This window comes from Phyllobacterium sp. RCAM01083, from assembly GCF_055685835.1.
This window is the reverse complement of sequence record NZ_JBVFZN010000003.1, coordinates 159,457-172,262: the sequence shown is the minus strand read 5'-3', so window position 1 is coordinate 172,262 and position 12,806 is coordinate 159,457. Positions and strand designations below refer to the sequence as shown.

The following is a 12,806-nucleotide window of genomic DNA, read 5'->3' as shown; positions in this document are numbered from 1 at the left end:
GGGTTTCATCGGGAAAGCTCCTGTTGGTGCTCCCATCGGGAAGCTTTCCCCATTTCATACATGGGCCTTTTTGCCGCCAGCGTAAGCTTCGGGAATGTTCCGCACGGCCCCGTCACGAGATGTCTTGCCCCCGACGGCCTTGTGTGGATATGTGAAGGAATGTACGTGATTTGACGGGAGCGAGGCCTATGGCCGGGGATATCGACAGTCAGCTATCGGAGCGGCAGAACCAGGCCGTCGCCACGAAGATCCGCGAGGAGATGGCGCGGCGGCGGGTTTCGCGGCAGTATCTGGCCGACCAGGCGAAGATCAGCCTGTCCACCCTGGAAAAGGCGCTTTCCGGCCACCGGCCGTTTACACTGGCCACCACGATCCGGCTTGAAGAAGCGCTGGGCATGCGTCTGCGCGCGGCGGACCTGCTCGATAACCCGGTTGCGGTGAACAATGGACATGCCAGCGAGGAATTCGGCGCCTATTCCCGCGCAGGAGCCGGGTGGATTGAAGGCCGGTATCTGACGTTGCGCCCTTCCTTCGGTGATCCGAAGGCAATCTTTGCCTATTGCACCGAGATCGGCTGGAACGATGCCGCATCCAATCTGCGGTTCATTGAAAAGGAACGGCTCGACGCGGCCTTTACCCAGCAGGGGACGGTGGCGATCCCGAATCTCTCCGGCCACATCTATCTCGCGACCAATACGTCGGGCCAGCAGCGCCTGATCATCGTTTCGCGCCCGTCCATTACGGGCGAGATGTACGGTATTCTGACGACATTGCAGGCGGGACGCGGCGCGCAATTGACGCCGATATCAGCACCTATCGTTCTCATTCCGATGGCATCCATGCCGGACGCACAGTTCGGGCGCATCGCGCCCGATCATGGCAGCTACGCGTCCTATCTCGCCTATCTCAAACGCACGGTGGAGGAACCGTTCGCCGTGTTCCTCCCCGGGCCTGCTGTCTCCGGTTAGGCCCGCATTGACTTGCTGCGCACGTCGAGCCAGACGGCGAAGAGAATGACGATGCCCTTGAAGATGAGCTGGTAGAAATAGGGGACGGCCAGCATGTTCATGCCGTTGTTGATGACGCCGATGATGAGTGCACCGAGAATGGTGCCGACCATGGTGCCGACGCCGCCGGCAAGGCTGGTGCCGCCGAGCACGACCGCGGCAATCGCGTCGAGCTCATAGCCCATGCCGGCATTGGTCTGGGCCGAGGAAAGACGCGAGGACAGCAGGATGCCGCTGATCGCCGCCATGACGCCTGAGATCATGAAGATGATGATCTTCAGCCGGTCGACGCGGATGCCGGAATAGATCGCCGCCTCGCGGTTGCCGCCGGCCAGATAGGCGCGGCGGCCGAAGATCGTGCGGGAAAGAACGATGTGGTTGATGGCAAAGAGCGCAATGACGATCCAGATGATGATGGGAAGGCCAAGCCAGCTTTCGCTGCCGATGGCCAGCCATGTTTCATTCTCGATGGAGGCGGGGGCGCCGTTGGTCGGCAGGCTGACGGCGCCGCGATAGATGCCCATGGTCGCAACCGTGACGATGAAGGATGGCAGCATGAGCTTTGCCGACAGGACGCCGTTGAGCCCGCCCATGATGGCGCCCGCCGCCAGCGTGATCAGTACAGTCGGCGCAAAGCCGAAGCCCATGGAAAAGGCCTGCGCCGCGACCATACCCGCCACCGCTATGATCGAACCGACCGAAAGATCGATATCACCGAGCAGGATCACATAGGTCATGCCATAGGCAGCAACTGCGATCACAGCCACTTGCTGCATGATGTTCATGAAATTGTTGAAGGCGAGAAACCGCGGGCTGATCGAGGAAAAGACCAGGCACAGGATGATCAACGAGATGACGATGCCACCATATTGCCGGATGAGGGGGGAAGCCAGAAGCGCCTGCTTCGTCTCGGTCGAATTGCTCATTGGTGTATTCCTGCTGCATAGGTCATAACGGTTTCGGGGCTGAGGCCCTGCGCATCCAATGTTTTTGCCACGCGCTTGTCGTGCATGATGACGAGCCGGTCGCTGAGGCCGAGCACTTCGGGCAATTCCGACGACACCATCAGGATCGCGGTCCCGGCGGCGGCAAGCTCGCGGATGATGCGGTAAATCTCGAATTTTGCACCGACGTCGACGCCGCGTGTCGGTTCGTCAAGAATGAGTATTTTGGGCTGCGTCTGCAGCCATTTGGCGATGACGATCTTTTGCTGGTTGCCGCCGCTGAGCGAGCCGGCAGGGGTATCGATGGAGGCCGTCTTGATGGCAAGGCGCAGCACTTCCGTCTTGGCCGCCGCCCGTTCGCGGGCCGGGCGGGTAAAGCCGAACTGTCCGGACAGCTGGCCCAGAGCGACCATGTTGATGTTGCGCTCGACGCTGTGCTGCAGTACCAGCCCTTCTTCCTTGCGGTTTTCCGTCACGAAGGCGATGCCGTGTCGGATCGCATCGGCCGGTGAGCGCAGATGCACGGGATTGCCGTTGAGGCGGATTGTCCCGGCCGGTTGCCCGAAACCGAACAAGGCCTTCATCACATCGGAGCGGCCGGACCCGATAAGGCCGAACAGGCCGACAACTTCGCCCGGCCGCACGTCCAGCGAGACATTTTCGAATTTTCCGGCTTCGGAGAGATTTTCAACCGCAAGAACCGGAGGCACCGCAGATGGGGGGCGTTCGACAAGGCGCGGCGGGTAGATGTCCTTCATTTCCCGCCCGACCATCAGGGCGATCAGGCCTTCGATGCTCGTGTTCTGCTTTTCCGTCGTCGCGACAAAGGAACCGTCGCGGATCACCGTGATATCATCGGAAATCCGCATGATTTCCTCCATGCGGTGCGAGATATAGATGATGGCCGTTCCCTTGGCCTTCAGGCGTTCGATGATGGTGAAGAGGATTTCCGCTTCGCTGTCGGACAGTGAGGATGTCGGCTCGTCCAGGATAACCACGTCGGCGGGACGGCTGAGCCCCTTGGCGATTTCCACCAGCTGGCGCTGGGCGATGGACAGATCGCCGACCTTGGTGCGCACATTGACGGGCAGGCCGAGGTCCTGAACGATCTGCGCGGCCTGTGTGTTGAGATCGCGTTCATTGATCAAGCCGAACCGGTTGGGTTCGTGCGTTGCCAGAATGTTTTCGGCAACCGACAGGTTGCGGCAGAGGCTGAGCTCCTGGAACACGATGCTCAAACCCAGCGCCTTTGCCTCGATAGGGTTCTTTGGAGCGTATGGCTCGCCGCGCAGCGTGATCGAGCCCGATGTCGGCTGGAATAGACCGACGAGAATTTTCATGAGCGTGGATTTGCCGGCACCGTTCTCGCCCAGCAGCGTATGCACGCGCCCGGGCCGCACGGAAAGGTTCATGCGCTTGAGTGCCGTCACCGGACCGAAGGTTTTGGCGACGTCCTTGATTTCAAGCACAGGTGCGTTGGATGAAACGGCCATGAATGACAGTCCTTACCGGAGGTCTTCCTGAACTGCCACCCGCGAGGCGGTCCTGCGCGGGTGGCACTGTTGAATGTTGACGTTGGCGGGGGTTACTTTTCTTCGCCTGTTTTGGTGACAACGCCAGGAACGATCGGCTGCTTGGCGTCAACGGTCTCGCCCTTGATGACCTTGCCTGCGGTCGCAACCGCAACCTTGCCCATCTGGTCCGGATACTGCGCGATCACGCCGACCATAACAGGATCGTTTTTGACCGCATTGCGGGCTTCTTCCATGCCGTCGAAGCCGATGACCTTGACCTGATCCTGCAGCTTTGCCGACTTGACGGCCGAGGCTGCAGCAAGCGCCGCATCGTCGCCGAAGCCGAAGATGCCGACGACATCGGGGTTCGCCTGCAGGATGTTCTGGGCGGCGGCAAGCGCCTCGGGACGGGTGATGCCGGTCTGGATGGAGACGATCTTGATATCGGGATGCGCGGCAATCGCCTTCTTGAAGCCTTCGACGCGATCGACCACCGACTGCACCGTCGGGTAGTCGATGACGGCCACATTGCCCTTGTCGCCGATCTGCTTGGCCATCAGCTCGCCAGCCTTGACGCCGCCGGTATAGTTGTCGGTGCCGACATGCGAGGTGACTTCAACGCCCTTGGCGGGAACGTCAACGGTGATCACCTTGATGCCAGCCTTCTGCGCCTTGGCGATGGCGGATTTCACACCTGTGCTGTCCACAGGCGAAATGATGATGACGCTGACGCCCTTGGTGATGAAATCTTCCACATCGGCGAGCTGCTTGTTCAGGTCCTGATTGGCAATCGCGATTTCAAGCGGCAGGTTTTCCGCCTTGGCTTCCGCGGTCATTGCCGAAGCAAGCGAGATATAGAACGGATGCTGCTGGGTGAGCAGCGAAGCGCCGATACCTTCGGCAAAAGCGCCGGTGGCCATCAGTGCGGCGGCGCCAGCAAGCAGCAGTTTGGTAAAATGGGTACGGATCATTGTTCCCTCCAGAACAGTTGTTTTCTCGAAAGCCGGCAGATGGGCATTGGCGATACACAACCGGATACTGCATGGCCGTTCTGCCGTGCTTCGTCCGTTGGCGATGGCCGATGCTCCTCCCACCTTCGTCCGCCGCATGGATGTTCAATTTATGTTGCTGTGTCAATATAAAAATTTGCGCGCGTAAAGTTTATTGCAGAAAGATGATCCGCATTCGCCACTGCATTTATTCGTTTGATGATGGCTGCTTGATGTCAGGGCCGTCATTTCGCGGCGTGTGATCGCGGAAGAGATAGTGGGAGGCAAGGAGGACCGGCTCCAGGATGACCACGCCGAACAGGATGCCCGCAAGCCGTTCGATACCGGGTTCCAGCGCAGCACTGCTATAGGTGTCGGGCACGAGGACGACAAGAAAGGCAAGGACGAACTGCGTTCCGATATAGCTGATGGAGGAGTTGCTGTTTTCGATATGCCGCCCGACAAGGACGCCTATACACACGCCGAGCGTCATGAGGATGGGCGAATGATGACTGCCGAGCAGGATGATCGTGGCGATCAGGCCGCCGACGCTGCAGCCGACAAAACGCAGCACCAGCCGCGATGTGATCGGGTTCAGCACGCTTGCGGCCAGACTGCTCACCGGAATCATCATCACGGCCATGATGGTAATGCTCGACTGGCTGAGAGAGGTGATGCCCGTCCACAGCCATATCCATGGAATCAGACCCAGAGCGATTGCGGCCTGCAGCGCATGCTTCGCGGCGCCCCGGTGCCAGACCACGGAGTGTCTTATCGCGGTCTGCGCTGGCGATTCCCGGGATTGCCGCGGCAGCCGGCGTCTTATGGTAAAGGTCGATACCGCGCTGACGAGAATGCAGGCGAGGGTGCCGGCAAGGATTTCGACGAGGCGCGACTGGGCGAACGGCAGCACCGATTCCGATGGATGTTTCATGCCGTCGATCAGCACCATGCAGAATGTCAGCCCGGTGAACAGCCAGGCATAGCTGCGTTTTCCGACGAGGGCGAAGTAAAGGGTGACGCTGCCGATAATGACAAGCGACAGGCTGAGAAGGAACGGCTTGCCGATGACAAGCGGGGCCAGGGCCAAAGCGGCGCCCGCACCCGCCGATGTGCCGATGATGCGCAGAATGCCGCGGGTGAGACTTTCCGATACATGCGAGCGCATCACCATGTAGCCGCTGAACGCCGCCCAACCGACGTTTTTCGCCCCAAGGACGTGCGCGAAGATGATGGCGAGCAGCACGGATATGACGCACTCGAACTCGTCGACCATCCGCGGTCCGGGCCTTGCCAACGACCGGAGCTCCCGCACGCTTGCGGTTGCGAAAACAGTAAGGCTGGCTGTGGCTTGCCGCAGATAGTTCATTGTTTGCTTCTACCGGTCTTGCAGCCAGCTGTCGATGTTTCGATTGCCGGGCAAGACGTGGCTTCCGAACCAATGCGGCTCTTGTTACTCTCGCACACCCTTAACGCTGGAGCACTGCCATGGGCCACGCATTCGACGCGATCATCATAGGGGCGGGGCAAGCGGGCCCATCGCTCGCAAGCCGGCTGACCGCGGCAGGCATGAGCGTGCTGATTGTCGAGCGAAAACTGTTTGGCGGCACCTGCGTCAACACCGGCTGCATGCCGACGAAGACGATGGTTGCCAGCGCCTACGCGGCGCACCTTGCCCGGCGCGGGGCCGATTATGGCGTTGTGATAGAACAGCCTATTCGCGTCGACATGAAGCGTGTGCGGCAGCGTGCCGATACAGTTTCGTTCAATGCCCGCACGGGTGTTGAGACCTGGCTGCGCGGCATGCGCAATTGCAGGGTTGTCGAGGGGCATGCCCGGTTCGTCGACGCTCATACGATTGCTGTCAACGAAGTGCTTTTTCAGGCGCCGCGCATTTTCATCAATGTGGGCGGGCGCGCCAACATTCCGGATATGCCGGGTATTCGGGATGTCGATTGTCTCACCAATACGACCATGATGCAGCTCGATACCTTGCCCCGGCATCTGGTGGTGGTTGGCGGCAGCTATATCGGCCTCGAATTTGCGCAGATGTACCGGCGCTTCGGATCGCAGGTCACTGTCGTTGAGAAAGGTCCCCGGCTGGTTGGACGCGAAGACGCCGATGTGTCCGAGGCGATCAGGTCCATCCTGGACAATGAAGGCGTTGCCTGCCGTCTCGATGCCAATTGCATCGCTTTCAAACCGCATGCCGACGGCACGGAAGTTCATCTCGATTGCGATTCCGGTGCGCGCAGCGTGGTCGGCTCGCATGTGCTGCTGGCGATTGGCCGCCGCCCAAACACCGACGATCTCGGTCTGAACAAGGCAGGCATCGAGATCGACGAGCGTGGTTACATCAAGGTCGATGATTTTCTGGCGACGAGTGCCGACGGTGTCTGGGCGCTTGGAGACTGCAACGGGCAGGGCGCATTCACCCACACGGCCTATAATGATTATGAGATCGTGGCGGCCAACCTCTTGGATGGCGAGAGCCGCAAGGTCAGCGATCGGGTTCCCGGTTATGCGCTCTATATCGACCCGCCGCTCGGCCGGGCCGGAATGAGCGAAACCCAGGCCCGGACAACGGGCCGCCCCATTCTGGTGTCGAAGCGACCCATGACCCGGGTTGGCCGGGCTGTCGAGAAGGACGAAACGCAGGGCTTCATGAAGATCATCGCCGATGCGCAGACACAGCAGATTTTAGGCGCGGCGATTCTGGGTACCAGCGGCGATGAGGCGATCCACGGGATAATCGACGCGATGAGCGCCAAGGTGGGCTATCCCACGCTCAAATGGGCGGTGCCTGTCCACCCCACCGTTTCGGAACTGATCCCGACCGTTCTCGGCGATTTGTCCGCCCCGGCGCTCTGACAAGGCCCGCGTCAAAGTGGAGCGACGGCGCAACTTGTTCCGGAGAAAATTAGAGGTTATTGCCTTGTTCAGATATGACGGATAGCCTTTATGCGTGTTTGCGGTCGATGCCCACGCCCTCCGGTGGTTTCGGCCGATACGGAATAAAAGGGGAGGAGATGATGAGATGACCACTGCATTCGATACAGCCGATGAAGCCGCCATTCAGCAGTGCGAAGAACGCCTGAGGTCTGCGATGCTGCGCAGCGACGTTGAAGCGCTCGATGTGTTGCTGGCCAACGACCTCATTTTCATCGATCATCAGGGACGCCGGATTGAAAAGGCGCAGGACCTTGAAGCACATCGCAGCGGTGTCCTGGCGCTCGAGCAGATCGACGTCCTCGACAGCATCATCCGGCCGCTCGGCAATGCAGTCCTGGTTTCGTTGCGGGTCAGGTTTACCGGAACCTATTACGGCGAAAAGTTTTCTGAAAAACTGGCCTTTACCCGTGTCTGGAGCCGCACGGCGAATGACTGGGCCGTTACCCTGGCCCATTGCTCCAGAATCACCATGTAAACAAAAGCAAAGAACCGACCGGCGGAACTCCGGTCAGTTCGTCCACGTGCGTTCGAGAACGCTTATCCAGTTGCCGTAGCAGATCTTGTCGAGCGCCTCCCCATCATAGCCCGCCTGGCGCAGGGCATCGACCAGCAATTGCAGGTCGCCGGCATCGCGCATGGCGGCTGGAATGGTTGTGCCATCGAAGTCCGATCCAAGCGCAACGTGATCGATCCCGATGCGATCGACGATGTAATCGACGTGCCGCACCAGCTCACTCAAATCCGTGTCGGGATTTCTCACGCCGTCCTGACGCAGGAACAGGACGCCGAAGTTCAGGCCGACCAGTCCGCCTGTATCGCGGATCGCGTCAAGCTGGCGGTCCGTCAGATTGCGGCTGTGCGTGCACAGCGCATGCGCATTGGAATGCGAGGCCACGAGCGGCGCGTCCGATATGGCCGCAATATCCCAGAAGCCCTGTTCGTTCATGTGGGAGAGATCAACCATGATCCGCAGCTCATTGCAGGTGCGGATCAACTGTTTGCCGTGATCGGTCAGGCCCGGCCCGATATCCGGGGAACTGGGAAAGCGGAAGGGTACGCCGTGGGCAAAGATATTGCTGCGGCTCCACACGGGTCCGAGCGTGCGCAACCCCGCCCGATGCAGGACGTAGAGTGCATCGAGGTCGGGCCCGATGGCTTCCGCGCCTTCGATATGGAGCACCGAGGCAAACGCCCCGTCCTTCATTGCATTGCGGATGTCATCCGCCGTCTGGCAGATGCGCAGGCGGCCTTCCGCCTGCCGTTCGATCCGTGTCAGAAGCGCGGCCATGGCCAGGGTGGTGTTGAGCGCACTTTCCATGTCCGGCGTGTTGTAATCGCCATTGGCATTTTTCTGCGGCGATGGCGTCGGAACGTAAATCGCGCACAGTCCACCCGCCAGTCCGCCCTTTTTCGCGCGCGGCAGGTCGATATGACCCACATTTTCCCCCTCGATGAAGCGCTTCTCCGGCGACGGTTCGGTCGACATCCAGAGGCGGAGCAGGACATCGTTGTGCCCGTCGAAAACCGGGACGATTGAATAGCTGGTCATGGGTCAGGAAACCTTGGTGCGTTTTGCGGTGGCGGGAGCCGAGTCCCGAAGCTGTCACCAGCTTTGGCGCGAATACCGGCAAATGGCAAATGCGTTTTCGGTCGCTGCCCATGCGCGCAACGCATCGGCACGCCTGTTCCGTACCTCTGTTCCTGCCGCATGCACAGTGTGCATAGGTACTGCCAAAATCGGCATTGGCCGCCCGTTCGACCTGCATGATAGAGCCTGCTTAAAAAATTGACACGCAAGAAATTTGGGCGGCGAGCCAGTCAGACGATGTCTGCGGCGGGGCGGCGTCCGGGAACAAAAGAACCATGAGCAAAGGGGCACGCACCATGATCTCAAGACGCAATCTGTTGATTGGCGGCGCAGCGATACCGTTTCTATCCTATGTCAATCTGACCCAGGCATTTGCCGATACGCCGAAGGACATCCTCGTTGTCGCGCAGCAGATCGACAACATGACAAGCCTCGATCCGCATGAAAGCTTTGAGGCGGTCGGCAGTGAGATTGCCGGCAATATCTATCACAAGCTGGTGCATCCCAATCTTGAAAATGCCGATCAGGTTGATGGCGGCCTGGCCGAATCATGGGAAGCCGATGCCGACGGCAAGGTGTTCACGTTCAAGATGCGCGCAGGTGCAAAGTTTGCCAGCGGCGCGCCGGTGACAGCCGAAGACGCGGCATTTTCCCTGCAGCGCGCCGTCAAGATGAACAAGGGACCCGCGTTCATCATCACGCAGTTCGGCTTTACCGCCGAGAATGTCGAGCAGCAGATCAAGGCTGTTGACGACAAGACATTGAAGATCACCGTTGAAAAGCCGGTTTCCCTGTCTTTCCTGCTCTATTGCCTGTCCGCCAATGTCGGCAGCATCGTCGAGAAGAAGATTGTCCTGGAAAACGTGGCGGGCGACGATTTCGGCAATGGCTGGCTGCAGAAGAACAGCGCTGGTTCCGGCGAGTGGGTGCTCATGGCCTGGAAGCCCAGCGAAAGCGTCACGCTCAAGGTCAACCCCGAGGGTGCCTATAAGGGCAATATCAAGCGCATCATCCTGCGCCATGTGGTTGATCCGTCATCCCAGCTGCTGATGCTGCAGAAGGGCGATGCCGACATCGCGCGCAACCTGACGACCGAGCAGCTGCGCACGCTTCAGGGCGACGAGAACTATACGCTTGTGCAGAAGGGCGTGGCTTCGCTGGTTCTCATCTCGCTCAACCAGAAGAACCCGAATCTGGCCAAGCCGCAGGTCTGGCAGGCGGTCAAGTGGGCGATCGACTACAACGGCATCCAGCAGAACATCGTGCCGCTCACGCACAAAATCCATCAGAGCTTCCTGCCTGAGGGCTTTCCCGGCGCCGTGAACGACACGCCTTTCCAGAAGGACGTCGAAAAGGCCAAGGCACTCATGGCCGAGGCAGGCCTTGCCGGCGGTTTCGATATCGTCATGGACCATTATTCGGCCCAGCCCTATCCGGATATTGCGCAGGCTCTTCAGGCGAACCTTGCCGAAATCGGCATCCGCGTTCAGCTGCAGGCGGCCGAAAACCGTCAGGTCCTGACGAAAATGCGTGCCCGTGAACATCAGATGGCGCTGTCCGCCTGGGGTTCGGACTATTTCGATCCGCATGCCAATGCCGATGTGTTCAACATCAATCTCGACAACTCGGACAATGCAAAGACCAAGCCGTTCCTCTGGCGCTCGTCCTGGCAGGATGCCGAAATGACCAAAAAGGCCGAGGAAGCCCGCGACGAGAAGGATCCGCAGAAGCGCATCGAGCTCTACGAAGCCTTGCAGAAGGTGCATATGGAGCACAGCCCCTTTGCCCTGATGCTGCAGACAAAAACCACGGCTGCCTGCCGCAAGGCTGTTTCGGGCATGCGCCTTGGCACATTGTCTGACTCCCACTCCTACGCAGGGATCGCAAAGGCTTGAACGCGCGGATAAAAAATCTGTCCAGCCTTCTCGGCAGTGTCTTCCTGACACTGCTCGGGCTGACGGTGATCACGTTCATGATCGGCCGCGTCATGCCGGTCGATCCCGTGATCGCCGCCGTTGGCGACAATGCGCCCGAGGCCGTCATCGCCCGGGCGCGGATCGAAATGGGACTGGATCAGCCGGTGGTGGTCCAGTTCCTCCATTATCTCGCACAGATCGTTCAGGGTGATCTCGGCAAATCCATTCTGACCCGCAATCCCGTGGCGACCGATATCGCGCGTTATTTCCCGGCCACGCTGGAACTGGCAACCGCGGCGCTCATTCTTGCCGCCGTGATCGGCATTCCGCTTGGCGTCTGGGCCGCGGTCCGGCAGGGAAGCTATGTCGACCAGACCATCCGCGTCATCTGTCTCGCCGGCCATTCCGTTCCGGTTTTCGTGCTGGCGATGATTTCGCTGCTGGTGTTTTACGCCGTGCTCGGCATTGCGCCGGGGCCGGGGCGTCAGGACATCATTTTTCAGGATATGGTGCCGCACGTCACCGGCATCCTGACAATCGACTCCATCATTGCCGGGGATTGGGATGCGCTTTATGACGCGCTCATCCACATGATCCAGCCCGTCTGCATCCTCGCCTATTTCAGCATGGCCTACATCACGCGCATGACCCGCGCCTTCATGCTGGATGCGCTCAAGGGCGAGTTCGTCATTACCGCGCGCGCCAAGGGGCTGTCTGCCGCCGCCGTTGTCTGGAAACATGCCTTTCCGACCGTCGCGGTTCAGCTCGTCACGGTTCTCGCGCTCACCTATGCCGGTTTGCTGGAAGGGGCGGTCGTGACGGAAACGGTGTTCAGCTGGCCGGGTCTTGGACAATATCTGACCATCTCGCTGATGAATGCGGACATGAACCCGGTTGTGGGCGCAACGCTGCTGATCGGCCTGATCTATGTCGTTCTCAACCTGCTCGCCGATATCTTATACAAACTGCTGGATCCACGCGTCCGATGATACAGACATCTTTTCGTAACTGGGCGCTGGATGAAACCCCCGCCTCGCGCTCGCAAGCCAATTGGGGACGCCGGTACCGTATCTGGCTGAGCCTGAAGTCCAATCCTCTGGCGATGATCGGCCTCGGCATCATCCTTCTGTTTGCCCTGCTGTCACTGCTGGCACCCTTGATCGCGCCCTATGATCCGAGCTTGCAAAATCTCGGCAACAGATTGGCGCGTCCCTCGGCTGTGCATTGGTTCGGAACGGATGAACTGGGGCGGGATATTCTGTCGCGCATCCTGTTCGGCGGCCGCGTCACCCTTGGAATGGTGGTGTCGGTGGTAGCTGTCGTCGCGCCGATTGGTCTGGCTGTGGGTTGTGTTGCCGGATATATGGGCGGGGTGGTCGATTCCGCTCTCATGCGGATCACCGACGTGTTTCTGGCGTTTCCGCGTCTCATTCTTGCTCTCGCCTTCGTCGCTGCGCTGAAGCCCGGCGTGGAGAGTGCAATCCTTGCGATTGCCTTGACCGCATGGCCGCCCTATGCCCGGCTGGCCCGGGCGGAAACCATGACGATCCGCAACACCGATTATGTCGCCGCGTACCGCCTGACCGGCGCCTCGCGCTGGCGCATCATGCTGCGCCATATTGCGCCGCTGTGCGTGCCGAGCCTGATCGTGCGCACCACGCTCGACATGAGTTCGATCATCATCACTGCGGCCAGTCTCGGTTTTCTCGGCATGGGCGCGCAGGCGCCGTCCCCGGAATGGGGCGCGATGATTGCCACGGCCAAACGCTTCATCTTCGAACAGTGGTGGGTTGCGACAATCCCGGGAATAGCGATCTTCATGGTATCGCTCGCCTTCAACTTCCTGGGTGATGGCCTGCGTGACGTCCTCGACCCGAAGCAGAATTAGGAAACAGG

Annotated in this window: 12 protein-coding genes; 7 read left to right on the top strand and 5 right to left on the bottom strand. The window is 59.9% G+C overall.

Going from position 1 to position 12,806, the window contains the following annotated elements; all coding sequences use genetic code 11:
- Nucleotides 1–188: 188 nt before the first annotated feature.
- Nucleotides 189–968: a helix-turn-helix domain-containing protein gene (locus tag ACZ25R_RS02390; protein ID WP_472459913.1), complete on the top strand. Its 780-nt coding sequence runs from the start codon at nt 189–191 to the stop codon at nt 966–968.
- Here ACZ25R_RS02390 and ACZ25R_RS02385 read toward each other — a convergent pair.
- The 4 genes from ACZ25R_RS02385 to ACZ25R_RS02370 all read right to left on the bottom strand — a co-directional run bounded on the left by ACZ25R_RS02385 (nt 965) and on the right by ACZ25R_RS02370 (nt 5,751).
- Complete coding sequence (locus ACZ25R_RS02385; protein ID WP_223614879.1) at nt 965–1,933, bottom strand: ABC transporter permease; 969 nt, start codon at nt 1,931–1,933, stop codon at nt 965–967. The genes ACZ25R_RS02390 and ACZ25R_RS02385 overlap by 4 nt on opposite strands.
- Entirely contained in the window at nt 1,930–3,444 is a 1,515-nt protein-coding gene (locus tag ACZ25R_RS02380) for a sugar ABC transporter ATP-binding protein (RefSeq protein WP_472459912.1), read from the bottom strand. The genes ACZ25R_RS02385 and ACZ25R_RS02380 overlap by 4 nt, the downstream gene beginning before the upstream one ends.
- A gap of 92 nt (nt 3,445–3,536) precedes the next feature.
- Nucleotides 3,537–4,436, bottom strand: a complete 900-nt coding sequence (locus ACZ25R_RS02375; protein ID WP_403182400.1) for a substrate-binding domain-containing protein — start codon at nt 4,434–4,436, stop codon at nt 3,537–3,539.
- 226 nt (nt 4,437–4,662) lie between these two features.
- A complete protein-coding gene (locus tag ACZ25R_RS02370) occupies nt 4,663–5,751 on the bottom strand; it encodes an FUSC family protein (RefSeq protein WP_472459911.1) in 1,089 nt (362 codons plus the stop codon).
- A 191-nt stretch (nt 5,752–5,942) separates the two neighbouring features.
- On the opposite strand from ACZ25R_RS02370, the gene ACZ25R_RS02365 reads away from it, so the two are divergent.
- Together ACZ25R_RS02365 and ACZ25R_RS02360 are read left to right on the top strand one after the other, a co-directional pair.
- Nucleotides 5,943–7,325: an FAD-containing oxidoreductase gene (locus ACZ25R_RS02365; RefSeq protein ID WP_472459910.1), complete on the top strand. Its 1,383-nt coding sequence runs from the start codon at nt 5,943–5,945 to the stop codon at nt 7,323–7,325.
- Nucleotides 7,326–7,491: 166 nt separating this feature from the next.
- Nucleotides 7,492–7,881 (top strand): nuclear transport factor 2 family protein, encoded by a 390-nt coding sequence (locus ACZ25R_RS02360; protein ID WP_472459909.1) that lies wholly within the window; start codon nt 7,492–7,494, stop codon nt 7,879–7,881.
- A 33-nt stretch (nt 7,882–7,914) separates the two neighbouring features.
- Here the strand turns inward: ACZ25R_RS02360 and ACZ25R_RS02355 are convergent, their stop codons facing one another.
- Nucleotides 7,915–8,955 carry a dipeptidase gene (locus ACZ25R_RS02355; protein WP_472459908.1) on the bottom strand — a complete coding sequence of 347 codons (1,041 nt, stop codon included), beginning with the start codon at nt 8,953–8,955 and terminating at the stop codon, nt 7,915–7,917.
- On the opposite strand from ACZ25R_RS02355, the gene ACZ25R_RS02350 reads away from it, so the two are divergent.
- From ACZ25R_RS02350 to ACZ25R_RS02335, 4 genes are all read left to right on the top strand, one after another.
- Complete coding sequence (locus ACZ25R_RS02350) at nt 8,954–9,196, top strand: hypothetical protein (RefSeq protein ID WP_472459907.1); 243 nt, start codon at nt 8,954–8,956, stop codon at nt 9,194–9,196. The two genes, ACZ25R_RS02355 and ACZ25R_RS02350, sit on opposite strands and share 2 nt — an antisense overlap.
- 94 nt (nt 9,197–9,290) lie before the next feature.
- On the top strand, nt 9,291–10,889 hold the full coding sequence (locus ACZ25R_RS02345) for an ABC transporter substrate-binding protein (RefSeq protein WP_472460137.1): 1,599 nt from the start codon (nt 9,291–9,293) through the stop codon (nt 10,887–10,889).
- Complete coding sequence (locus ACZ25R_RS02340; RefSeq protein ID WP_346308497.1) at nt 10,886–11,899, top strand: ABC transporter permease; 1,014 nt, start codon at nt 10,886–10,888, stop codon at nt 11,897–11,899. The genes ACZ25R_RS02345 and ACZ25R_RS02340 overlap by 4 nt, the downstream gene beginning before the upstream one ends.
- Nucleotides 11,896–12,798 carry an ABC transporter permease gene (locus tag ACZ25R_RS02335; protein ID WP_223614888.1) on the top strand — a complete coding sequence of 301 codons (903 nt, stop codon included), beginning with the start codon at nt 11,896–11,898 and terminating at the stop codon, nt 12,796–12,798. Before ACZ25R_RS02340 ends, ACZ25R_RS02335 begins: the two co-directional genes overlap by 4 nt.
- Nucleotides 12,799–12,806: the final 8 nt, after the last annotated feature.